The 22661-nt window shown below is 74.6% G+C and carries 18 protein-coding genes; 14 read left to right on the top strand and 4 right to left on the bottom strand.

The window, feature by feature from the left end:
- The first annotated feature begins 295 nt into the window (after positions 1-295).
- The 9 genes from ACFV8H_RS37855 to ACFV8H_RS37895 all read left to right on the top strand — a co-directional run bounded on the left by ACFV8H_RS37855 (position 296) and on the right by ACFV8H_RS37895 (position 11415).
- Entirely contained in the window at positions 296-1705 is a 1410-nt protein-coding gene (locus ACFV8H_RS37855; protein WP_380408818.1) for a sensor histidine kinase, read from the top strand.
- A complete protein-coding gene (locus ACFV8H_RS37860) occupies positions 1657-2322 on the top strand; it encodes a response regulator transcription factor (RefSeq protein ID WP_360245306.1) in 666 nt (221 codons plus the stop codon). The genes ACFV8H_RS37855 and ACFV8H_RS37860 overlap by 49 nt, the downstream gene beginning before the upstream one ends.
- Before the next feature lie 197 nt (positions 2323-2519).
- Positions 2520-4085: a DUF2637 domain-containing protein gene (locus tag ACFV8H_RS37865; RefSeq protein ID WP_380408821.1), complete on the top strand. Its 1566-nt coding sequence runs from the start codon at positions 2520-2522 to the stop codon at positions 4083-4085.
- Between the two features lie 126 nt (positions 4086-4211).
- Positions 4212-5501, top strand: a complete 1290-nt coding sequence (locus ACFV8H_RS37870) for a DUF6986 family protein (RefSeq protein WP_380408823.1) — start codon at positions 4212-4214, stop codon at positions 5499-5501.
- 159 nt (positions 5502-5660) lie between these two features.
- Complete coding sequence (locus ACFV8H_RS37875) at positions 5661-6317, top strand: YigZ family protein (RefSeq protein ID WP_380408825.1); 657 nt, start codon at positions 5661-5663, stop codon at positions 6315-6317.
- 321 nt (positions 6318-6638) lie between these two features.
- Positions 6639-8408, top strand: coding sequence for a hypothetical protein (locus ACFV8H_RS37880; protein WP_380408827.1), 1770 nt, complete (start codon positions 6639-6641; stop codon positions 8406-8408).
- Positions 8409-8521: 113 nt separating this feature from the next.
- On the top strand, positions 8522-10255 hold the full coding sequence (locus ACFV8H_RS37885) for a restriction endonuclease (RefSeq protein ID WP_380408829.1): 1734 nt from the start codon (positions 8522-8524) through the stop codon (positions 10253-10255).
- Between the two features lie 213 nt (positions 10256-10468).
- Complete coding sequence (locus tag ACFV8H_RS37890) at positions 10469-10654, top strand: hypothetical protein (protein ID WP_380408831.1); 186 nt, start codon at positions 10469-10471, stop codon at positions 10652-10654.
- 32 nt (positions 10655-10686) lie between these two features.
- Positions 10687-11415, top strand: coding sequence for a ZIP family metal transporter (locus ACFV8H_RS37895; protein WP_380408845.1), 729 nt, complete (start codon positions 10687-10689; stop codon positions 11413-11415).
- Between the two features lie 67 nt (positions 11416-11482).
- Here ACFV8H_RS37895 and ACFV8H_RS37900 read toward each other — a convergent pair whose 3' ends face one another.
- Positions 11483-12388: a LysR family transcriptional regulator gene (locus ACFV8H_RS37900; protein ID WP_375896125.1), complete on the bottom strand. Its 906-nt coding sequence runs from the start codon at positions 12386-12388 to the stop codon at positions 11483-11485.
- Positions 12389-12521: 133 nt separating this feature from the next.
- Between ACFV8H_RS37900 and ACFV8H_RS37905 the strand changes: the two genes are divergently transcribed.
- Positions 12522-13463 (top strand): EamA family transporter, encoded by a 942-nt coding sequence (locus tag ACFV8H_RS37905; protein ID WP_380408847.1) that lies wholly within the window; start codon positions 12522-12524, stop codon positions 13461-13463.
- Here ACFV8H_RS37905 and ACFV8H_RS37910 read toward each other — a convergent pair.
- A complete protein-coding gene (locus tag ACFV8H_RS37910) occupies positions 13354-13908 on the bottom strand; it encodes a MarR family winged helix-turn-helix transcriptional regulator (protein ID WP_380408833.1) in 555 nt (184 codons plus the stop codon). The two genes, ACFV8H_RS37905 and ACFV8H_RS37910, sit on opposite strands and share 110 nt — an antisense overlap.
- 167 nt (positions 13909-14075) lie before the next feature.
- On the opposite strand from ACFV8H_RS37910, the gene ACFV8H_RS37915 reads away from it, so the two are divergent.
- A complete protein-coding gene (locus tag ACFV8H_RS37915) occupies positions 14076-14432 on the top strand; it encodes a DUF2218 domain-containing protein (RefSeq protein WP_380408835.1) in 357 nt (118 codons plus the stop codon).
- 45 nt (positions 14433-14477) lie between these two features.
- Here ACFV8H_RS37915 and ACFV8H_RS37920 read toward each other — a convergent pair whose 3' ends face one another.
- Both ACFV8H_RS37920 and gabT read right to left on the bottom strand, forming a co-directional pair.
- Positions 14478-15107, bottom strand: a complete 630-nt coding sequence (locus ACFV8H_RS37920; RefSeq protein ID WP_380408837.1) for a phosphatase PAP2 family protein — start codon at positions 15105-15107, stop codon at positions 14478-14480.
- A 525-nt stretch (positions 15108-15632) separates the two neighbouring features.
- On the bottom strand, positions 15633-16973 hold the full coding sequence (gene gabT / locus ACFV8H_RS37925) for a 4-aminobutyrate--2-oxoglutarate transaminase (protein ID WP_380408839.1): 1341 nt from the start codon (positions 16971-16973) through the stop codon (positions 15633-15635).
- A 241-nt stretch (positions 16974-17214) separates the two neighbouring features.
- Here gabT and ACFV8H_RS37930 point away from each other — a divergent pair, with 241 nt between their 5' ends.
- The 3 genes from ACFV8H_RS37930 to ACFV8H_RS37940 all read left to right on the top strand — a co-directional run bounded on the left by ACFV8H_RS37930 (position 17215) and on the right by ACFV8H_RS37940 (position 22623).
- The gene (locus ACFV8H_RS37930; RefSeq protein ID WP_380408841.1) at positions 17215-19317 is read left to right on the top strand and encodes an ATP-binding protein; all 2103 of its coding nucleotides are present in this window, start codon (positions 17215-17217) and stop codon (positions 19315-19317) included.
- 153 nt (positions 19318-19470) lie between these two features.
- Positions 19471-21036: a PucR family transcriptional regulator gene (locus ACFV8H_RS37935; RefSeq protein WP_380408843.1), complete on the top strand. Its 1566-nt coding sequence runs from the start codon at positions 19471-19473 to the stop codon at positions 21034-21036.
- 144 nt (positions 21037-21180) lie between these two features.
- Positions 21181-22623: an aldehyde dehydrogenase family protein gene (locus tag ACFV8H_RS37940; protein WP_375896108.1), complete on the top strand. Its 1443-nt coding sequence runs from the start codon at positions 21181-21183 to the stop codon at positions 22621-22623.
- Positions 22624-22661: the final 38 nt, after the last annotated feature.

The raw sequence follows: 22661 nt of genomic DNA on the forward strand, positions 1-22661 counted from the left end.
AAGCTAAGCCTCACAGCGCCGATGGTACTGCAGGGGGGACCCTGTGGGAGAGTAGGACGCCGCCGAACAATCATTCAGAGAAGGCCCACCCGGGTGACCGGGTGGGCCTTTTCGCATTTCCGGGCCATTCCAAGGACCATCGACTCAAAGGATCATCGGCCCGGTCCGGTGTTGCTCCTACCACCACCAGGTGGTCCTAGGTCTACCCCGGAACTGGGGTGCCATGGCCAGTGTCCGGAGCGGGTCGTTCGTGAACACTGATGAAGGACGATCGGTACCGGCATCAGGAGTTTGCGTGACCACAGACACTCGTACGAGCGGCACGTCCGTCCGTGCGCAGACCCAGGTGGCCTTCCAGGCCGGCGGCCAGGGCCTGGCCCGGCTGGCCCAGGTGGTGCTGGGTGCCGTGCCGGGGTTCGTGCTGCCGGTGGGGGCGGCCGTCGTCGCGGGGGTGGTGACGGCGCAGGTCATGGAGTTCTACTACCCGGCGGCCCTGATGGCGCTCGCGGCTGCGGCGGTCGCGGGCTCCGCGGTGGCGGCCGCCTGCATCCGCCCGACGGCCGACCGGACGCGGCGGATGCTGGAGCGCTGGTACGGCATCCGGCTTCCCGCGGTCTACCAGCCCTTGCCGAAGCTGGAGTTGGACGACCGGGGGCACTGGTGGACGGGGTACTCGTACCACCGCTCGCAGACGGTCGCGAAGTACGCGCAGCTGGTCCACTGGGGCCTGCGGGACCGCACCACCCGGGCCGAGATGCTCTGGCTGGTCGTGAACCCGGCCCTGGCCGTGCTGCTGGGCGGCGCGGTGGTCCTCCTGCTGGTGCTGGGGGCGGCGTTCGCGTTGGGCGGCGCGGTGCCGGCGGACGGCTTCGGCCCGTTCAGCTCGCGGATGACGCGGGTCACGCTGAGCCTGCTGATCGGGGCCGGCATGGTCCTGATCGGGATACTCCTCGCCCCGTACGCGGTGCGGGGGTACGTGGAGGCGGCCCGCCGGGTGCTGGACCAGGACGGCCGGGCGTCGCACGCCCAGCTGACCAAGCGGGTGGCCCAGTTGACCGAGACCCGGGCCGACGCGGCGGGCAGCCAGGCGGCGGAGCTGCGGCGGATCGAGCGGGATCTCCACGACGGCGCGCAGGCGCGGCTGGTCGCGATCGGGATGACGCTGGGCACCATCGAGCACCTGATGGAGACGGACCAGGCGGCCGCGCGGGAGCTCCTCTCCGAAGCGCGGCAGTCCTCGGCCCGGGCGCTGCAGGAGTTGCGCGACCTGGTCCGCGGTATCCATCCGCCGGTGCTCGCCGAGCGCGGACTCGGCGACGCCGTCCGGGCCCTGGCGCTGGACAGCGCGTTGCCGACCGAGGTGTTCGTGAGCCTGCCGGACCGGCTGCCGGCTCCGGTCGAGGCGGCGGTCTATTTCAGCGTCAGCGAGCTGCTGGCCAATGCGGCCAAGCACTCGGAGGCCGAGCAGGTGTGGGTGGACATCCTCTACCGGGCCGGGATCCTCCGGGTCACGGTGACGGACGACGGCGTGGGTGTGGCGGATCCCTCGCGGGGTACGGGCCTGCGCGGGATCGAGCGTCGATTGGGTACCTTCGACGGTGTCCTCGCCATCGACAGCACGTCCGGCGGTCCCACCACCATCACCTTGGAGTTGCCGTGCGAGTTGTCCTCGCCGAGGACCTCTACCTCCTCCGCGAAGGCCTGATCCGTCTACTGGAAGCGCACGGCTTCACCATCGCGGCGGCCGTGGAGACCGGCCCCGAGCTGCTGGAGGCGCTGCTGACCCACCGCCCGGACGTGGCGGTGGTGGACGTGCGGCTGCCCCCGACGCTCACCGACGAGGGGCTCCAGGCCGCGCTCAAGGCGCGCCAGGAGATCCGGGGCCTGCCGGTGCTCGTGCTCTCCCAGCACGTCCAGCAGCTCTACGCGCGGGAGTTGCTGGCCGACGGCACGGGCGGGGTGGGCTACCTGTTGAAGGACCGGGTGTTCAACGCGGGGCAGTTCATCGACGCGGTCCGCCGGGTGGCGGCGGGCGGGACGGCGATGGACCCGGACGTGATCGCCAAGCTGATGCAGACCACCTCGCGCCGCCCGGGGCCGCTGCTCGGGCTGTCCCCGCGCGAGCGCGAGGTGCTGGAGCTGATGGCCGAGGGCTGCTCCAACTCGGCGATCGCCGCACGCCTCTCGGTGAGCGACGGAGCGGTGGCCAAGCACATCGCCAACATCTTCAGCAAGCTCGGGCTCGCCCCCGACGAGGACGCCAACCGCCGGGTGATGGCCGTCCTGGCCTACCTCAACGGCACGGCGGGGCAGAGCCGCTGACGGCCCGACCGGTGCCGGCGCCCCGGGCGCGGTGGGTACTGTGACACCCCAGGCTGCGGAAACGCTGAAACACCCGTACGAGTAAACTCCGGTGGGCCGAGCCCGGACGCCGTTCAGCCGTCCGGCGGCCCGACTGGCGGGAACCGGCAGCCGATGCGCGTACGGCAGCAGCCGACATCCAGGGGTTGATAGACGTAATGGCACGCCCAACGCTCACCAAGGCCCATCGCGGCCTGCTCGGCCTGGTCGCGGCCGGGGCCTGCATCATCTCGGGCATCGGGTTCGCGGGCTCGTACAACGCGGTGCGCGAGCTGGCCCTGGAGAAGGGCTTCGGTGCCTTCTCCTACGCCTTCCCGATCGGCGTGGACGCGGGCATCGTGGTGCTCCTCGCCCTCGACCTGGTGCTGACCTGGCTGCGGATCCCCTTCCCGATGCTGCGGCAGACCGCCTGGCTGCTGACCGTCGCCACCATCGCCTTCAACGCGGCGGCCTCCTGGGGCGACCCGCTCGGCATGGGGATGCACGCCGTCATCCCGGTGCTGTTCGTCGTCGTGGTCGAGGCCTCCCGGCACGCGGTCGGCCGGATCGCGGCGATCACCGCGGACCGGCACATGGAGTCGGTCCGGGTGATGCGCTGGATACTCTCCCCGGTGCCGACCTTCCGGCTCTGGCGGCGGATGAAGCTCTGGGAGCTCCGCTCCTACGAGGAGGTCATCCGGCTGGAGCAGAACCGGCTGGTCTACCGGGCGCAGCTGCGCTTCCGCTACGGCCGCGGCTGGCGCCGCTCGGCGCCGATCCAGGCGCTGCTGCCGCTCAAGCTCGCCAAGTTCGGCGTCCCGCTGGACCCGTCGCTGCTCGACCGGCTGGACGAGGAGGGCCGCGAGCGCGAGGCCAAGGTCGCCCTGGGGGAGCAGCCGTCCCAGGAGCTCGGGGCCCAGCCCCAGCAGGCCCGGGCCGCGGCGATCGCCGCCCCGGTCCCGGTCCCGGCCGGAGCCCAGCAGCACCAGGCCGCACCGACGGCACCGGCCGAACCAGCGGCGCAGGCCGCACCGGCGACCCCGGCCGACCAGCCGCAGTCCCAGCCTCAGCCTCAGCCCGAGGCCCACGCAGCCGCGGCCCCGATCGCGCCGGAGGTCGCCGCACCGATGCTGGCGAGGCTGCACGCCGTCCGGCTGCGTGCCGCCCAGGAGCCGGAGGCGGAGGAGGCCGTCGCCCCGCAGTCGCGCGGCGAGGAGCTGAACGTCTGGACCGAGCGCCCGGTCCGCACCACCGGCCACTCGGTCGACGCCGCCCCGGGCGGTCGGGTGCCGGGCCAGGCCTCCCCGTGGTTCAAGCCCCCGCGCCCGGCCGCCGAGGAGCCCGCTGCCGGGCCCCGGCCGCAGGGCCAGCAGCAGGCCGCCGCCCAGCCCGGCACCGAGCCGACCGTCGAGCCGGCGGTCGAGCCGCAGCACCGTCAGCCGGCCGCCCAGGCCGAGCACCACGCCCGGCCCGAGCAGGCCGCGCCGGCCGAGGAGCCCGCTCAAGGCGTCCCCACCGAAGCCGACCTGGCACCCGTGCAACTGGACGAGGACATCGCCTACGACGGCCTGGTCTCCTACATGGACAGCTACGGCCACCAGCCCGACCCGCCGCGCCTCGCCGCCTGGCTGACCACCGAGTACGGGGTCACCGGCAAGGGGCCGGACGGAGCGGTCCACCCCAAGGAGGTCGCCGAGCTCTACCCGCTGCTGCGCGACCGCTACCTGGCCGCCGGGAGGGACTGAGTCCGCGCGGCCGCCGCGCCGACGCCCCGCGTCCACCGCTCGGTCGGCCATTGACGCCCGACCCGGCCGGAGTTACCTTCGCCTCAACAAATTGTTGAAGCGCTGGTTCGGCATGGAGGAGTGCGGATGTCGCAGGTCGAGGTCGACGGAACCGGACCGACGGGCGGGGCCTCCTTCTCCGCCGCCGCCCGCGCCGCCGTGGAGGCGTTGCTCGCCCCCGTGGACGCCGACCTGGCGCGCCGCTACCCGGGCGAGACCGGCACCCGGCAGCCGGTGCACACCGTCTACGTCCCCGCCGACGCCTTCCGCACCGACACCGTACGGGAGTGGGGCCGCCAGGCCCTGGAGGCCTTCGACACCCACGCCGGCACCCCCGCCGAGCTCGCCCGCGCCCTCGGCGTCGCCGACGACGCCCTGCTCGCCGACGTGCACGCCCGGGTCCGCGCCAAGCTGGAGCGCGAGCCGGTCGAGGACCTGCGGATCGACTTCGAGGACGGCTACGGGCCCCGCCCCGACGCCGAGGAGGACGCCGCCGCCGTCCGGGCCGCCGAACTGGTCGCCGCCGCCGTGGCCGGGGGCAGCGCGCCGCCCTACGTCGGCATCCGGATCAAGTGCATGGAGGCGCCCGTCCGGGCCCGCGGCATCCGCACCCTGGAGCTCTTCCTCGCCACCCTGCTGGCGAACGGCGCCCTGCCTGACGGCCTGGTGCTCACCCTGCCCAAGGTGACCTACGCCGAGCAGGTCACCGCGCTGGTCCGGCTGCTGGAGGACTTCGAGCGCCGGGCCGGGCTGCCCGCCGGCCGGATCGGCTTCGAGATCCAGATCGAGACCACCCAGGCGATCCTCGGCCCGGACGGCCGGGCCACCGTCGCCCGGATGATCGAGGCCGCCGAGGGCCGCGCCACCGGACTGCACTACGGCACCTTCGACTACAGCGCCTCCTGCGGCGTCAGTGCGGCCCACCAGAGCATGGACCACCCGGTCGCCGACCACGCCAAGGCGGTCATGCAGGTGGCCGCGGCCGGTACCGGCGTCCGGCTCTCCGACGGCTCGACCAACGTGATCCCCACCGGCACGACCGAGCAGGTGCACGCCGCCTGGAAGCTCCACCACGACCTGGTCCGCCGCTCGCTCGCCCGCGCCTACTACCAGGGCTGGGACATGCACCCGGCGCACCTGCCGACCCGCTACGTCGCGGTGTACTCCTTCTACCGGGAGGGCCTGGCGGCCGCCGCCGCCCGGCTCGCCGCGTACGTCGCCAAGGCGGGCGGCGACGTGATGGACGAGCCGGCCACCGCCCGGGCGCTCAGCGGCTACCTGCTGCGCGGCCTGGACTGCGGCGCTGTCGACCCGGCCGAGGTCACCGCGCTGACCGGTTTGGACCGAGCGCAGCTGGACGCCCTGGCCGGCCGCTGACCCCCAGGCCCGGGCCCCAGCACCGGGCCCGAGCCCAGGCCCGAGCCCGAGCCCGGCCCCGCCGGCCCCGGCCGTGCGCCAACTAGGCTGGCGGTGCCGCCCCGGACCCCCGGTGCGCGCACCGCCAGCCGTCGCCGTTCCCGGGAGAACCACCGCGCCATGTCCGCCACGCCGGAACCGACCGCCAGGCCGTACCTCACCATCCGGCGGGCCGGCAGCCACGAGACCGAGATCAAGAAGTCCCGCTTCATCTGCCACCTCGCCCGGGTCTCCGACGAGGACGAGGCGCAGGCCTTCATCGCGGGCGTGCGCAAGCAGTACTGGGACGCCCGGCACAACTGCACCGCCTTCGTGGTCGGCGAGGAGCAGCGCCGCGAGCGCTCCAGCGACGACGGCGAGCCCGGCGGCACGGCCGGGGTGCCGATGCTGGAGGTGCTGCGCCGACGCGGCCTGACCGACACCGTCGCCGTGGTGACCAGGTACTTCGGCGGGATCAAGCTCGGCGCGGGCGGCCTGGTGCGGGCGTACGGGAACGCGGTGTCGGCGGCGGTCGACGAGGTCGGACTGCTGGAGCGGCGCCCGGTCGCCCTGCTCGCGGTGACGGCGGACCACGTGCGCGCCGGGCGGGTGGAGAACGACCTGCGGGCCGCCGGGTACGCGGTGAGCGACCTCGCCTACGAGGCGGCCGGGGTGCGGATCGAGGTGGGCGTGCCGGAGCCGGAGGTGGCCGGGTTCCACACCTGGCTGGCCGAGGCGACCGGCGGCACCGCGGTCGCCGTGCCGGCCGGGCGCACCCACGTCGAGGTGCCGGTCTGAGCCGCGCGCTCCGCCCGCCCGGCGGCGGGCCGGAGCCCCGGGGTCGAACCCGTGGTAGCGATCGCCCACCACCCCGCGCCGCCGCGCCGGCCGGTGGCCGGACCGGTGCCCGAGCCCGCCGGGAGGCGTCGCTCCCCGTAGCCGAAGGCTCGCGCCACGCGGAAGACGGCTTGAACAGATTCACTCGAACGTAGTCTCGTGGCCCGGAGTTGGAACTTCCGCTCCGGGCCGTGGCGTTTCCTGGGCAAGGTTCCGGCCGAACCGGATGAAAACCGTCGATGGAGGACAACAGACCCCACCCCGCACCACGGAGGTATGCGCATGACCTCAGACCGCTCGCCGTCGCCCGCCGGTGCCGACCTACCCGGCCCCCGCGGCCCCGCGACGCCCTACCGGATGACCGTCACCACCGCCCTTCCGCACGCCGAGGCCATCGCCCTGGCCGACGCCCAGCTCGCCTCCTGGTTGAAGCAGGAGGGCTGCGAGGAGCCCCCGCCCACCCCCGGCTCCGCGCTCGGCGCACCCCCCGCCGCCGAACGCCTGCGCCTGGGCGAGCGCGTCCTGCTGGACCGCGACCAGGGACCGCTGCGCGGCGGCCCTGGCGCCGGCCGCTACGACCGCCGCCGACTGCGCACCCCGGCCCCGCACGGCACCCGGCAGCTCACCCTCACCGTGGCCACCGACCCCGGCGGCCCCACCTGGGTCCGGCTGGAGGCCGAGACCCACAGCACCGGCAGCGGTGTGCGCACCCCCTGCCGGGTGCCGGTGCCCGAGCTCGCCCGCACCCTCCTCCCGCTGCTCGACGCCGCCGACGGCCCGGCCGCCGTCCACTCCGCCCCCCGGGTGATCACGGCCGACGAGGTCGACGACCTGATCGACGAGCTGTGCGACCCGGAGCGCCGGCTGCCCACGGTGGTCGCCAGCGTGCCGGTGAACCTCCCGGTCGAGCACTGGGTCGAGGAGGTGGTCCGCCCGCTCTGCCGCCAGCTGCCCGGCCTCGCCACCGCCTACGTGCTGGACCCGGGCGCCCGCACCGGGTTCAACGTCGCGCTGGAGTACCACAGCGTGTACGGCGGCGCCGTGCGCACCTACCTGCCCGAGGTGGACCCGGCCTCCCGGCAGGACGGCGCCCGACATCCGGTGCTCGCCCGGGGCCGAATAGAACAGGACCTCCGCCGCGCTGCCGGGCTGCTCGCCCGCGAGCCCCGCCGCCTGGCCGCCGACCAGCCGCTCCCGCCGCCGCTGGCCGCCGTCCCGGTGTTGCGCGTCCCGCCCCCGCAGCTGCGCCCGGCCGCCGGACCCCCCGTAGGCCCCCCCGCCGAACCGGCCGCGCTCGCCCGCGAGGAGCAGCAGGACCGCGCCGAGCAGCGGGCCAGGGCCGACGAGCTGGAGCGGGTCCGGCACACCCTCCGTCTGGAGCGCCGCGACCGCGCCCAGTCCCGGGACGGCCACGAGGGCCGCCTGCGCACCGGCGCCCGGAGCGCCCTGAGCGGGCGTCACTGCACCGGGCCCACCGCCCTGCCCGGCGCCGCGCCCAGCACCTCGGGCACCGGTCCGACCGTCGTCGGCCGGCTCGCCGCCCAGCCCGGCGGGTGGCCGGACAAGCCCGAGACCTTCACCGAACTCCTCGCCAGGCTGGGCGAGTTCTCCCTGCTCACCTTCACCGGCGACCAGAAGAACGCGCTCGCCCTGGACGGCCTCCAGTGCGCCGGCGCCGGCTGGGCCCGGCTCGCCTGGGACGGGCTGACGGCCCTCCAGGAGTACGCCGAGGCGGCCGTGCGCGGCGCGGCCGGCGGGGACTTCAAGCAGTGGTGCGAGCGCACCCCGGACGGCTGCCACCGCTTCCCGCCCCGCAAGGCCGTGCGCGGGGAGTCCCGGACGGTGTTCAGCCACACCAAGTGGAAGCGCGAACGGATGCTGCCGGTGCCGGAATGCGTCGACGCCTCCCGGCGCGCGTTCATGGGCGCGCACCTGCGGATCGGCGGCGGTCGCACCGCACCCCGGCTGCACTACCTGGACGACTGCTCCGGCAGTGGCCGGATCTACGTGGGTTACATCGGCCTGCACCTCACCAACACCCGGACCAACTGACGGGCTCGGCTGACCGCTGCGCCCGTTCGGTGGACAATGTCCGGCAGGGGCGGGGCTGCGGTTGGTCCGCCGCCCGGGGCAGGCGCCGGACGAGCATGGGGGAACGACGACCGATGCAGTACTCAGCAGACGGCCAGTCCGACGGCACCGCCACCGTCCAGTTCCCCCAACCGGGCTTCCTCGCCTCGGTGTTCCGCGACCTCGGCGCCGACGAGGACCCGGAGGCGGACGGTGCCGCAGGCCCCCCGGCCCCGGGCCGCCCCGATCAGGGGGCGGCCGGGACCGGCCCGTCCGCCCCGGCACCCGCCGGGCCCGCCACCACCGATCCGGCCTCCACCGGCCCCGGCCCGTCCGGCCCCGGCCCCTCCACTCCGGGCGCCGCCGACCCCGACGAGGCCGTCGCGGCGCACGCCCGGGCCGCCGCCCTCACCCACCACCGCACGCTCACCGTCCGGGCCGAGCACGACCGGCTGGCCGACCTGCTGCGGCGGGCCGCCCTGCCCGTCTCGGCGATGGACTTCGAGAGCCAGCTGCGCCACTACGAGCCCCGCCCCTACCCGACCGACGGCCCGGCCGTCGTCGAAGGCGCCGAGCCCCGCTGGGAGGACTTCGCGCCCGCCGAACCGGCCGCCGCCGACCCCGAGAGCGGCCCGTCCCGGCGACTGCTGGACTCCGGCTACCAGCGCGAACTCGCCCAGGCCCGGCTGACCCACCAGCGCGCCCTGCGGGAGTGGCGCACCCGCCGGGCCGAGGCGGGCCGCCCGGCCGCCGACGAGCCCCGGCGCGCCCACGAGGCGGCCGAGGAGGCCCGGGCCTGCGCCGTGCGCGAGTACAACGACAGCCTGGAGGAGTGCCGGCGCGCCTACCGGCTGGCCGAGCCCGCCGCCGTGGAGTCGCTGCTGGAACGGGCCCTGGCCGCCGCCGAGACCGCCACCCAGGACCTCCCCGCCCCCTGCCGGGCGGTCTTCCGCCCGCTCACCCGCACCGCCGTGCTGGACCTCGACCTGCCCCCGCTCGACCTGGTGCCCTCGCTCACCGGCTACCGGCTCGCCCCCGAGGGCGACATCCTCCCGGTGCCGCGCCCGCCCGCGGACCGGGCCACCGACTACCTGCGGCTGGTCGCCCGGCTCGCGCTGCGCTCGCTGCAGGCCGCCGACGCCGTGGACACCGACGAGATACTCGCCGGAGTGGTCCTCAACGGCTGGCTGCGCGAGCCCGGTGCCGAGCCGCTCTGCCTGGTCAGTGTGGACGCCGACCGCGACGCCCTGGCCCGCACCCGGCTGCTGCCGCCGGAGACCCCGTACGAGGAGCGCGACGACGAGGGCGTCTACGCCGACGCCGAACAGGACGAGGCGCTGGTCCGGCTGCGCCAGCTCGGCGCCGCCGTCACCCCGGACCCGTACGCCCGGGCGGCCGTCCAGCCCGCCGCCCGGGCCGGTGCCGCCGTCCCGGCCGCGCCCGACCTGTCCGCCAACGAGTTCGCCCAGCTGGTGCGCGACCTGCTCACCCGGGGCGGGCTCGCCGAGTGGAGCGTGCGGCTGCGGGGACCGGCCGGGCTGGTCGCCACCGGTGAGGGCGCTCCCGGCAGTGCGCTGCCCGGCCGCTGGGTGGTCTGGGCCTCCCGGGACCCGGCCGCCGTCACCGCGGAGCAGATCGAGACCCTGGCCGAGGCGGTCCGCGAGGAGTCCGCCGAACGCGGCCTGCGGCTGACCACCGGCCAGTTCGCCGAGGCGGCCCTGGACCTCTCGGCCGGGGAGGGCCACCGGCACATCCACCTGATCGACGGCGACGGCGTCCGCGAGCTCGCCCGCACCCACCTCGGCCTGCCGCTCGCGGCCGGCCGCTGACCCCTGCCCGGACCGGCTCCGACCAGGGATTTCACCCCGACGGCCCACCCGGCGGGCGGCCCTCCGTACCCGGACCAAGGCTGAGGGGACCGGGCCGGTGCGGCCGCGGCCGAGGACCGGCCGGCCGACGGCACCCCGGGCGATCACCGCCGAACGGGCGTCCGGTACGGTCGGCGGTCGGCCCGGCCACGGGCGGACCCCAGGGGGAGAGGAATGGGCAGAGCGCTCGTCAGACCACACGGCGGCACCGGTCATCCGGCGGAGGCGGCCCACCGGACCGGACCCGCGGCCCGGCCCGCCCCGATCGACTCGGCCGTCCAGACCGTCCAGACCGTCCAGACCGTCCAGACCGGCACGACCGCTCAGACCGGCCCGATCGGGCCGGAGGCGGCCCGGTGACCGCCGTCCTGGTCGCCGCCGGGGCGTTCCTGATGACCCTGATCGGCGGCTTCGTCGCCCAGCGCACCGGCGACCGCCGCCACCTGGTGCTCGGCTTCGCCGCCGGCCTGATGCTCGGCGTGGTCGCCTTCGACCTGCTGCCCGAGGCCATCCACCAGGCGCCGGGCGAGGTGCACGGCGTGCCCCAGGCGCTGCTGATGTTCGCCGTCGGCTTCCTCACCATCCACGTGGTCGAGCGCGCCGTCGCCATCCACCGCGGCCACGAGGGCGAGTACGCCGAGCACACCCACGGCCACCAGCACGGCCATGCCCACCGCAGCGGGCACCAGGGCGTCGGCCTGACCGCCGCCCTGGCCCTGGTCGGGCACAGCGTGATGGACGGCTTCGCGATCGGCGCCGCCTTCCAGGCCGGCAGCACGGTCGGCACGGTGGTGGCCATCGCGGTGGTCGCGCACGACTTCGCGGACGGGTTCAACACGTACACGATCACCCGCCTGTACGGGAACAACCGGCGCCGGGCGCTGACCCTGCTCGCGGCCGACGCACTGGCCCCGGTCTCCGGCGCCGCGATCACCCTGGCCTTCACCATCCCGGAGCACCTGCTCGGCCTCTACCTGGGCTTCTTCTCCGGCTTCCTGCTCTACCTCGCGACCTCCGACATCCTCCCCGAGGCGCACAGCCCGCACCCCTCGCGCAGCACCCTGCTGTGCACGGTGGCCGGGGTCGGCTTCATGTGGCTGGTCATCGGCTTCGCCACCTAGGCCCGGCGTCCCGGGACCGACCGCCGCGCCAGGCCAGGCCAGGCGAGGCCCGCCTGCGGGACACGCCTCAGCCCGGCAGGGCGCCCCAGCCGTCCCGCATCGCCGCCAGCGCCTCGGTGATGGCCGGCCGCCGGGAGGCCTGGCTGCGCCAGAGCGCGAACACCCGCCGGCTCGGCTGCGAGGCGACCGGGCGGGCCGCCACCCCGGCCGGCAGCGGGCCCCGGCCGAGCCGGGGCACCACGGCCATCCCCAGCCCGGCCGCGACCAGGGCGATCTGGGTCTCGAAGTCGCCGACCTGGTGGTGCACGTCCGGTTCCTCCCCGGCCTCGCGCAGGGTGCGGACCAGCCAGTCGTGGCAGATGTTGCCCGGCGGCACGCTGATCCAGCGCTGCCCGCGCAGCCGCTCCACCGGCACCGCGTCCAGCCCGGCCAGTTCGTCCCCGGCGGGCAGCACCAGGTCCACCGGGTCCGTCCCGAGGTCCAGCCGGGAGAGCCCCTCCTGCACCGGCAGCGGCACGGTCGGCCAGTCCTGCACCAGCGCCAGGTCCACCTCCCCGCGCGCCACCAGCTCCGCCGCCGGGTACGGGTCGCTCTCCAGCAGCCGTACGTCCAGCTCCGGGCAGCGCCGCCGCAGGTCGGCCAGCACCCCGGGCATCAGCCCGCGCGCCCCGGTCGCGAAGGCGGCCACCAGCAGCCGCCCGACCGCCCGGCCGCGCTGCTCCTCCAGCCGCACCTCGGCCTGCTCCACCAGCCCCAGGACGGCCCGCGCGGTGGCCGCCAGCTCCCGCGCCGCGTCGGTCAGCACCACGCCCCGGCCCTGCCGCTCCAGCAGCACCGTCCGGGTCTCCCGCTCCAGCTTGGCGATCTGCTGGGAGACCGCCGAGGGCGTGAAGCCGAGCGCGGCCGCCGCCCCGCCGACCGAGCCGTGCACCGACACCGCGTGCAGCGCCCGCAGGCGCCCCAGATCCATCATGCAGTGATCCTAAAGAATCGCGTTCAGTATTCATCGCTGGTGCTGAATGGTCACGCGCCACCATGCTCGACCCATGACCGCGACACCCGCCGCACCGCCGGCCGCGACCCCCGCCGCGTCGGCCGGCGCGAGCATGCGCCCCCGTCACATCGCCCTGGCCGTCCTGGTGGCCGCCGTGTGGGGCCTCAACTTCGTCCTCATCCACGTCGGCCTGGACAGCTTCCCGCCGCTGCTCTTCTGCGCCCTGCGGTTCGCCGTGGTCGCGGTGCCCGCGGTCTTCTTCGTCGGCCCGCCCCGGGTGGCCCGGCGCTGGGTGGTGGCGGTCGGCGTGGTGCTCGGGGTGGTCAAGTTCGGGCTGCTCTTCCTCGGCATGCACGCCGGGATGCCGGCCGGCCTCTCCTCCCTGGTGCTCCAGGGGCAGGCGGGGTTCACCGCGCTGTTCGCCGCCGTCCTGCTGCGCGAGCGCGCCGGCCGCCGGCGGCTGCTCGGCCTGGGCCTGGCCTTCGCGGGCATCGCCCTGAGCGCCCTCGACCAGGGCCTCGGCGGCCCGTTCGGGGCCTTCGTCCTGGTCGTGCTGGCCGCCGTCGCCTGGGGCCTGTCCAACGTGCTGACCCGCAGGGCCGCGCCGCCGGACGCGCTGCGCTGGATGGTCTGGGTGAGCGCGGTGCCGCCGCTGCCGCTGCTGGCCCTGTCGCTGCTGGTGGAGGGCCCGGACGCGGACCTGCGGGCACTCGGCGGGATGACGGCGGCCGGGCTCGGCGTGATCGGCTACGTCGGGCTGGTCTCCACCCTGTTCGGCTTCGTCGCCTGGAGCTACCTGCTGCGCAGCTACGACGCCACCGCGGTCGCGCCCTACTCGCTGCTGGTGCCGGTGTTCGGGATGTCCTCGGCCTGGCTGCTGCTCGGCGAGCGGGTCACCCCGACGGCCGGCGCGGCCGCCCTGCTGGTGATCGCCGGGATCGGGATCACCGCGCTGCGCCCGGGGGCGCCGTCCGCACTGGCGGCCCGGCTTCGAGGAAGCGCGCCTCGGCGGCCCGCAGCACTCGCAGCAGCACCTCCTCGTCCTCGGGGCTGACCTCGCCGAAGTAGTCCTGGGCGACCTCGTCCCGGACCTGGAGGATCCGCTCCACCGCCGCGCGCCCGTCCTCGGTCAGCAGGATCCGGACCGCCCGGCGGTCGGCCGGGTCGGGGCGGCGCTCGACCAGTCCGGCCTCCTCCAGCGCGTCGACGACCGTGGTGGCCGAGCGCGGGGCGATGTGCAGCTTGTCGGCGAGGTCGCTCAGTCGCATCGCCCGGTCCGGCGACTCGCAGCCGGGTACGTGGGCGAGCGTGCGCAGCGCCCGGGCCTGGCCGGGGGTGATGCCGTACGGCTCCAGCCGCCAGCCGGTCTGCCGGCGGATCCGCTTGATCGCCCTGGTCATCGCGTCCGCCAGTTCGGCGGGGACGCCGGAGGTGCCGGGGTCGCCGGGCCGGGGGCCGGGGGAGGGGTCCGCCGGATCGTCGGTCGGCGTGGTGGTCATCGGCGGTCTCCTCGGCTGGGGTCGGCCCAAGCGTATCGGCCGGTCCCGGGCGTGTGGCCGACCGTGGAAAGTGCTCGGAGAAATATCTTGAGCTTAGCTCAGTATCTGCGTTACGGTACTTCCAAGTGAGGGGACCCTAAGTTCCCCTTCCCGACCCTGGAGTTCCCGTGCCCGTTTCCACCGCCCGCGTCGCCACCGACCGCCCCGCCCGCTACGCCAAGCAGCTCGCCGCCCACATGAGCAAGCGGATCGAGACCTCCTTCTCCCCGGAGACCGGCCACGGCACCCTGGTCTTCAAGGCCGGCACCGCCACCATGGAGGCCCGGTCGGACGCCCTGCTGCTCACCGTCGAGGGCGAGCGCCAGGACCTGGCCGGCCTGGAGGACGTGGTCGGCCGCCACCTCGTCCGCTTCGGCGCCCGCGACGAACTCGTCGTCGAGTGGCACCGCTACAACGGCGAGACCGGCCTCGTCCACCGCAACGACGACGAGGACGCCCCCGAGCAGGGCACCCCCGAGGCCTGACCCCTGAGGCCTGACGCCCTCGGGCGCCGGGGAGGCCCGCCGCCCTCAGCCGCCCGGCCTCGGCAGCCGGCGGTCGAGCGCCCACAGCACCAGGACGGCCAGGCACCAGCTCGCCAGCACGTCCAGCAGCCAGTGGAAGTCGCTCCACACCAGCCCCGCGCCCACGCCGAGCGCCAGCACCACCGCGCCCGCGGTCAACCCCCGGGCCGTCCGCCGACCCGCCGCCCGGGCCAGCAGCAGCGCCGCCACCCCGTACGAGATGGTCGCCGTCGCGGTGTGCCCGGACGGGTACCAGCCCCACTGCTCCGGCAGCAGCGGGTCCCCGAGCGGGCCCGGCCGGGCGAACCCGGCCTTCGCCGGGACCACCAGCAGCGGGATCAGCACCGACGTCAGCGCCGCCACCGGCAGCGGCAGCCACCAGCGCACCGCCCCCGCCCGACGCCACCACCACGCGGCCAGCCCCCCGGCCGCCAGCAGCACCGGGATGGCGGGCACCCCGTCGCCCAGGTTCGACAGCAGGCGGCCCAGGTCGTCCAGCAGGGCACTCGGGTGATCACGGTGGGACGTCCGGACGGCCGCGCGCACCCAGCGGTCCACCCCCAGCAGCGGCCCGTCCACCGCCACCTGCCAGGACACCACCAGCAGCACCACCGCCGCGACCACCGGCACCGCCACCGACCGGGCCACCCGGCCCGGAACGGCGGACAGCCGCCCCGGAGCAGGGGGGAGAGCTCCGGGGCGGCTCTGATGATCGCCGTTCCGTGCGCCCCGGGGGGTGTGGGTCGGACGGTCGGTCGATCGGCCTTCGGTGGGTGCCACCCCTCCCGGGGTGGACCGGTTGTCCTCGCGAGGCCCGCGCGGACCGGCCCCTCCGGGAGGCCCCGCGGACGGCCCCGCCAACGGCTGGGGCTCGCTGTCCATCGGTGATGACACTACGTCAACCGCCCTTCCCGACCGAGCGCCTCCAGCGATTCCGCACATCATCTTCACCCCGCCCCGGAGGCCCTCCGGACGGTTCCCCCGATGATGCCCGACCACCCGGGCGGCATGCGAAAACCGCCCGGGGACTGTCCGGACGGGCAGCCGGGAACCGGACGGAAAACCGAACGGCCCGTGGGGACCAGAGGTCCCCACGGGCCGTTCAGCGCTGTCCGGACAACCCTCCGGCGGGGGGTTTCACGACCTGACGGGCGACACCGCTCAGGCGGCGGCGAACGCCGCCTCCAGGATGTCCAGGCCCTCGTTCAGCAGGTGCTCCGGCATGACCAGCGGCGGCAGGAAGCGCAGCACGTTGCCGTAGGTACCGGCGGTCAGCACCACCAGGCCCTCGGCGTGGCAGGCCTTGGCGATGGCCGCGGTGACCTCCGCGTTCGCCTCCTTGGTGCCCGGCTTCACCAGCTCGACGGCGACCATCGCGCCGCGACCGCGGACCTCGCCGATGACGTCGAACTTCTCCTGCATGGCCCGCAGGCGGCCCAGCATGACCTCGCCGATCCGCTGCGCCTTGCCGACGAGGTCCTGCTCCTTCATGGTCTCGATCGAGCCCAGCGCGGCGGCACAGGCCACCGGGTTGCCGCCGTAGGTGCCACCCAGGCCACCCGCGTGCGCGGCGTCCATGATCTCGGCGCGACCCGTCACCGCGGCCAGCGGCAGACCGCCGGCGATGCCCTTGGCGGTGGTGATCAGGTCCGGGACGATGCCCTCGTCCTCGCACGCGAACCACTGGCCGGTGCGGCAGAAGCCCGTCTGGATCTCGTCGGCGACGAACACGATGCCGTTCGCCTTCGCGAACTCCACGATCGCCGGCAGGAAGCCCTTGGCCGGCTCGATGAAGCCGCCCTCGCCCTGGATCGGCTCGATGATGATCGCGGCGACGTTCTCGGCGCCGATCTGCTTGTTGATCATGTCGATCGCCTGCGCGGCGGCCTCGGCGGCGCAGTTCTCCGCGCCCGTCAGCCAGCGGTACGGGTAGGCCACCGGCACCCGGTGGATCTCCGGGGCGAACGGACCGAAGCCCTGCTTGTACGGCATGTTCTTCGCCGTCAGGCCCATGGTCAGGTTGGTGCGGCCGTGGTAGCCGTGGTCGAACACCACGACGGCGGTGCGCTTGGTGTACGCGCGGGCGATCTTCACCGCGTTCTCGACCGCCTCGGCGCCCGAGTTGAACAGCGCCGTGCGCTTGTCGTGGTCACCCGGGGTCAGCTCGTTCAGCTGCTCGGCGACGGCCACGTAACCCTCGTACGGGGTCACCATGAAACAGGTGTGGGTGAAGGCGGCCAGCTGCTCGCTCGCCCGGGCCACCACGGCCTCGGCGCTGTTGCCGACGTTGGTCACGGCGATGCCGGAACCGAAGTCGATCAGCGAGTTGCCGTCCACGTCCTCCAGCACGCCGCCGTTGGCACGGGTGACGTACACCGGCAGGGTGGTGCCGACACCGGCCGCCACCGCACCCAGCTTGCGGGCCTGCAGTTCCTGCGACTTCGGACCCGGGATCGCGGTGACCAGGCGGCGCTCCTGCGGGAGCGGCGTTACGGCGCTCATGGGGTATCTCCAGACTTCTCGGCTCGGTGCTTCGCAGGCTACGGCCGCCCTCCCCGACCGGGCATGCGCCACTCGGTAGCACTGCGCCGTCCGACTTGTCCGGCACGGCCAGCCCGAGCGCCACGACTACCCGCAGACCCCGCTCCACTACCCTGAGCGCGGGCGTGTCGCCGGTACGGCGGCATGGGTATGGCGGCACCGACGGCGGTCGGGCCGGGCGGGCGAGGGAGCGGGGCCGTACATGGCACAGGACGGGTCACACCACCAGGTCGACCACACCACCACCAGACCCCCGACCTCCCTCCCCCACCCACGCCCGGCCACCGCCCCCGGCGGGGCCTTCGACCTCCCGACGTGGGTGGCGGCGCCGCGACCCGAGGCCGCGCCGGGGATCTTCCGGCAGGGGTACGAGTGGATCGACCCCGAGCAGGCCGAGGAAGCGAAGGTCCCCACCGGTCAACTGCTGTGGCGGGCTGCGCTGAACCTCGTTGCGACCGTGGCGACGTACTACATCGGCACCTTCCTGCTCGTGTGGGTGACGGGGTTGCTCGGGTGGTACGCGGGGACATCACCGGAACAGTTCGACACCGCGCAGATCCTCATCAACATGATCACCGTCGGTTGCGCAGCGGCGGTGTTCTGGCGCACCGGGCGGTGGCGTGAGGTCGGGCGTCGCTTCCTCACCCGGGCCGGCTGGCGAAAGAACGTTGCTCCGGTGCTCGCGCGGGCCATCACCCATGAAGGGCCCGTCCCCACCGGTCCCCTCGTCGGTGCCGAGCCGGTGCCGGTCGCTGATCCGTGGTTCGTCCAGCGTGCGGGAGGAGCTCGAACGGCGGCCGAGACGCTGGACCGGGCGAAGGTCGGGGACGTCGACTACGTCAGGATCCAGCGGGCGTGGGAATCCGCGCAGGCGGATGCGGTCTTCCTGCCCGCTTTCCTCGACCAGGTGCTCACGCGCGGCGGTGCGGCCTTCTCGCATCCGTCGGAGGCCAGGGACCTGGAGACCCGCAAGGCGTGGCACGACCTGCTGCTGCAGCAGGTGCGGCTCGGGACCACGCAGGACGTGGTGAAGAACCCGCAGACCCATCGACTGACCGGGTTCGCGCTGGACCCGACCGTGCTGGGAACGTCATTGCTGGCGGTCGGCCCGGCGGGGACCGGAAAGACCACCAGGCTGGCTCGGCCCGTCACCGAGGCACTGTGTCTGCAGACGCTGGCCGGACGGGCGTGCGTCGTGGTGATCGGAGCATCGGACGCTGACCTCGGCCCGGATTCCTGGTACGACGTGGTGATCGCGCCGGGCGAACCGGATTCGGTCTACGGACTGGACCTCTACGGTGCCACCCAGGATCCCGATGAGGCGGCCGCCAGACTGGCCGACGCCCTCCTGCCGGACGAACTGACCGCACGGGCGGAGAGCGCCCGGACCACCTTGCAGCAGGTGGTCGGCCCGTTCAACACGGCCTACGGACGCTACCCCGGAGTCCGGGAACTCCGGGCGCTGCTCTCCGGTGAGCCGGAGACGATGGGACCGCTCGTCAAGGCCCTTCGTGAAGCAGGGCGATTGACTGTCTACGAACGCGATCTCGAGCACCGGCAGCGGCAGCAGGACCGCCCCGACGATCCGGGTGTCCTGCTCGCGGACCGCCTGGCGCTGCTCGACCGCCCGGCGTTCGCGGGGGCCTTCACCACGGACGGAACGGGCCGACTGCCCTTCGCCATGCGGGTACTCGATCACCCCCTCCGGGTGCGGGTGAAGCTTCCCGAGCGGAGCCACCCAGAGGCCGCGCGGATCCTCTCCCGCTTGGTGGTGGGTCAGTTCGTGGTGGCGGCAGCCGCCCGTGAGGACCGTTCGCTGTTCGCCGGACTCGTCGTGGACGACGCCTCGGCAGCGTTGGACGCCAACACCGTCCGTGGACTCCAGCGGATGCGGGGAGCGAACGCCGGGGCCGTACTGCTGCTCCAGACCTTGATGGATCTGCCCGAGGCGTTGCGGACGCCGCTGTTCGGAGCCGTGGGCTGCCGAATGGTCTTCCCTGGTATCGCCCCATGGGACGGGAAGTTCTTCTCGGAGGCGTGGGGCACCCACGTCGTGCACGAGACCGTCGTGACCCACACCCCCGACACCTCCGGTGGGGTCGTGCGGCGGGCCGGGCGGTTGGGGCGGAAGGCGTTGTCGGGGACGACGGCGCAGACGGAGTCGGTGACGACGCGGGACGTGGAGCGGCTCAGGTGGTCGCCGTCGGATCTGGCGCACGCGTTGCCGGCCGGGCACGCGGTGGTGTCGTTGACGGCGGTGTCGGGGGAGCAGGTTCCGCCGCTGCTGGTGGATCTCCGGGGCTGACGCGGGCGGGCGGTAGAAGTCGCCTCGGAGGTGGATTCGGCAGTGCCGGTTGTCCGGGGCGTCCATAATGAAGGGGAGAGACCCTCACCAGTCCCACTGCCCTCTCCTCGCCCGGCCGCAACGGCGCGGTCAGGTCGACCCTCCGAAGGTGCCATGCCCCCCACACTCGCCTCCGTCGTCCGCAACAGTTCGCTCCACCTGACGGTGCTCGCCGGTGCGGACCACCTGGAGCGGCCGGTCCGCTGGGTGCACACCAGCGAGCTGGACGACCCGACGCCGTTCCTGGAGGGTGGCGAGCTGCTGCTCACCACCGGTATCAAGCTGGGCCGCACGGTGGCGCAGTTGCAGGCGTACGTGCACCGGCTGGCCGATGCCGGGGTGGTCGGGCTGGGCCTGGGGGTGGGCCTGTCGCACACCGAGGTGCCGCAGCCGCTGGTGGACGCGGCGCAGCAGCGGGGTCTGCCGTTGCTGCGGGTGCCGGAGCCGACGCCGTTCATCGCGATCAGCAAGGTGGTGTCGGCGGCGCTGGCCGCGGAGCAGTACGAGGCGGTGACGACGAGCTTCGAGGCGCAGGAGGAGCTGACCCGGGCGGCGCTGGGCAAGGACGGCACGACGGCCGTGGTGCGCCGGCTGGCGGCCCGGCTGGGGGGCTGGGCGGCGCTGTACGACGGTTCGGGCGCGCTGTCGGTGGTGGCGCCGGACTGGGCGGCGCGCCGGGCGGGGCGGCTGGCGGCGGAGGTGGACCGGCTGCGTCGGCGTCCGGCGCCGTCGAGTGCCGCGCTGCAGGGGCGGTCGCCGGGGATAGACACGGCGGACGAGGACTACGTGGTGGTCCAGTCGCTGGGGGCGGACCGGCGGGCCCGGGGTTTCCTGGCGGTCGGGACCGAGGACCGGATCACGCCGACCGAGCGGTACGTGCTGAACGCGGCGGTGGCGCTGCTGACGCTCACCCTGGAGCGTTCGCGGGAGCTGCGGCAGGCCGAGGAGCGGATGGGCGCGGCGCTGCTGCGGATGGTGCTGGCGGGCGAGGTGGCGACGGCCCGGCAGGTGGCGGTGGGGCTGTTCGGCGGTCTGCCGGAGGGCACGACGAGGGTTCTGGTGGCCGGGGCGGGGCCGAACGCGGACGCCGCGGAGGCCTTGGTGGAGCTGGGGGACCGGGCCGAGCAGGCGGGTGCCCGGGTGGGCGAGAAGCTGCTGGTGGCGCGGGAGGACGGTGCGCACGGGCCTCGGCTGGTGGTGCTGGCGCTGGACAACGGCGCGGTGCACCGGGCCTGCCTGGGGGTGGTGGAGGAGCACGAGGGCCTGTCGCTGGGCGTCTCGGCGCCGGCCGCGCTGGAGGAGGCCGGTACGGCGCACGCGCAGGCGGAGCGGGCGTTGGCGGTGGCCCTGCGCGGTGGTCGCCGGGCGGTGGACCACGAGGAGGTCGGCGCGGGGTCGCTGCTGCCGCTGCTCGGTGAGGACGCGGTGACGGCGTTCGCGGAGGGGCTGCTGCGGCCGCTGCGCGATCACGACCGGACGGCCCGCGGGGACCTGGTGGCCTCGCTGCGGGCGTGGCTGTCGCGGCACGGGCAGTGGGACGCCGCCGCGGCGGACCTGGGGGTGCACCGGCACACGCTGCGCTACCGGATGCGGCGGGTCGAGGAGCTGCTGGGCCGTTCGCTGGACGACACGGACGTGCGGATGGAGCTGTGGCTGGCGCTGCGCTCCGGTGAGGAGTAGCGGGCCCGGCTGGACGCGATGGAGTGGCTCCGGGACGGAACGCTCCTAGTCGGCCAATCCGGTCGGCCGCTCCGCGCACCTACCCTCGGGTTCGGGTCCCACGCCCGTGGGCCGTACGACGACGAGGAGAGGGCCGGTACCACGGTGACCACCACGTACGATTTCTGGCTCGCCGGCCGCCGGGCGAGCGGTGACGCCGCCTTCGAGGTGCACAACAGCTGGGACGGCCGTCTGGTCGGCCGGGTCAGCGTGCCGACCGAGGCCCAGGTCGAGGAGGCGCTGGACGCCGCCGTGGCCGCGCTGCCGGTGTTCGCCGCGACGCCGGCGCACCAGCGGGCCGCCGCCCTGGACCACGTGGCCAAGCGGCTGGCGGAGCGCACCGAGGAGCTCGCCCAGCTGATCACGGCCGAGAACGGCAAGCCGGTCAAGTGGGCCCGCGGCGAGGTCGGCCGCGCGGTGTCGGTCTTCCGCTGGGCCGCCGAGGAGGCGCGCCGCACCAACGGCGAGACGATGCGGCTGGACACCGACCCGGGCGGCGTGGGCCGCTTCGCGGTGGTGCGCCGCTTCCCGCGCGGTGTGGTGCTGGGGATCGCCCCGTTCAACTTCCCGCTGAACCTGGTCGCCCACAAGGTCGCCCCGGCGATCGCGGTCGGCGCCCCGATCATCCTCAAGCCGGCCCCGGCGACGCCGCTGTCGGCGATGGTGCTGGGCGAGATCCTGGCCGAGACGGACCTGCCGGCCGGCTCCTGGTCGATCCTGACGGTGCCGAACGAGCGGATGCCGGCCCTGGTGCAGGACCCGCGCGTGCCGGTGATCTCGTTCACCGGTTCGGACAAGGTCGGCTACCAGATCATGGACTCGGTGCCGCGCAAGCACACCACCCTGGAGCTGGGCGGCAACGCCGCGGCCGTGGTGCTGGCGGACTGGTCCTCGGAGGCGGACCTGGACTGGGCGGCGACCCGGATCGCGATGTTCGCGAACTACCAGGGCGGCCAGTCCTGCATCTCGGTGCAGCGGGTGATCGCCGACGCGTCGGTGTACGACGCGCTGGTGGAGAAGGTCGTGGCGAAGGTCGCGGCGCAGGTCACCGGTGACCCGAACGACGACGCGACGGACGTCGGCCCGCTGGTCGACGAGAACGCCGCGAAGCGGGTGGAGTCCTGGGTGGACGACGCGGTCGCCAAGGGCGCCAAGCTGCTCGCCGGCGGGACCCGCGAGGGCGCGACGTACGCCCCGACCGTGCTGGCCGAGCTGCCCGCCGACGCGATCCTGGCCAAGGCCGAGGTGTTCGGCCCGGTGCTGTCGCTGCACCGGGTGGAGGGCGTCGAGGAGGCCTTCGCGGCGGTCAACGACTCGCCGTTCGGCCTGCAGGCGGGCGTGTTCACCCACGACCTGCAGACCGCCTTCCGGGCGCACCGGGAGCTGGAGGTCGGCGGTGTGATCATCGGCGACGCGCCGTCCTACCGGGCCGACCAGATGCCGTACGGCGGCGTCAAGGACTCCGGTGTCGGCCGTGAGGGCGTCAAGTACGCGATGGACGACTACACCGTCGAGAAGGTCATGGTGCTGACCGGCCTCGACCTCTGAGGGACCGCTCGCCGCGGGGCCCGGTCCGGTGCGGACCG

The sequence above is a fragment of the Kitasatospora sp. NPDC059827 genome, assembly GCF_042731675.1.
Taxonomy (GTDB): Bacteria; Actinomycetota; Actinomycetes; order Streptomycetales; family Streptomycetaceae; genus Kitasatospora.

Coding starts and splice junctions, on each gene's coding strand:
- ACFV8H_RS37865 (WP_380408821.1), top strand. CDS start 2,520: ATGGCACGCCCAACGCTCACCAAGGCCCATCGCGGCCTGCTCGGCCTG.
- ACFV8H_RS37870 (WP_380408823.1), top strand. CDS start 4,212: ATGTCGCAGGTCGAGGTCGACGGAACCGGACCGACGGGCGGGGCCTCC.
- ACFV8H_RS37875 (WP_380408825.1), top strand. CDS start 5,661: ATGTCCGCCACGCCGGAACCGACCGCCAGGCCGTACCTCACCATCCGG.
- ACFV8H_RS37880 (WP_380408827.1), top strand. CDS start 6,639: ATGACCTCAGACCGCTCGCCGTCGCCCGCCGGTGCCGACCTACCCGGC.
- ACFV8H_RS37885 (WP_380408829.1), top strand. CDS start 8,522: ATGCAGTACTCAGCAGACGGCCAGTCCGACGGCACCGCCACCGTCCAG.
- ACFV8H_RS37890 (WP_380408831.1), top strand. CDS start 10,469: ATGGGCAGAGCGCTCGTCAGACCACACGGCGGCACCGGTCATCCGGCG.
- ACFV8H_RS37895 (WP_380408845.1), top strand. CDS start 10,687: ATGACCCTGATCGGCGGCTTCGTCGCCCAGCGCACCGGCGACCGCCGC.
- ACFV8H_RS37900 (WP_375896125.1), bottom strand. CDS start 12,388: ATGATGGATCTGGGGCGCCTGCGGGCGCTGCACGCGGTGTCGGTGCAC.
- ACFV8H_RS37905 (WP_380408847.1), top strand. CDS start 12,522: ATGCGCCCCCGTCACATCGCCCTGGCCGTCCTGGTGGCCGCCGTGTGG.
- ACFV8H_RS37910 (WP_380408833.1), bottom strand. CDS start 13,908: ATGACCACCACGCCGACCGACGATCCGGCGGACCCCTCCCCCGGCCCC.
- gabT (WP_380408839.1), bottom strand. CDS start 16,973: ATGAGCGCCGTAACGCCGCTCCCGCAGGAGCGCCGCCTGGTCACCGCG.
- ACFV8H_RS37930 (WP_380408841.1), top strand. CDS start 17,215: ATGGCACAGGACGGGTCACACCACCAGGTCGACCACACCACCACCAGA.
- ACFV8H_RS37935 (WP_380408843.1), top strand. CDS start 19,471: ATGCCCCCCACACTCGCCTCCGTCGTCCGCAACAGTTCGCTCCACCTG.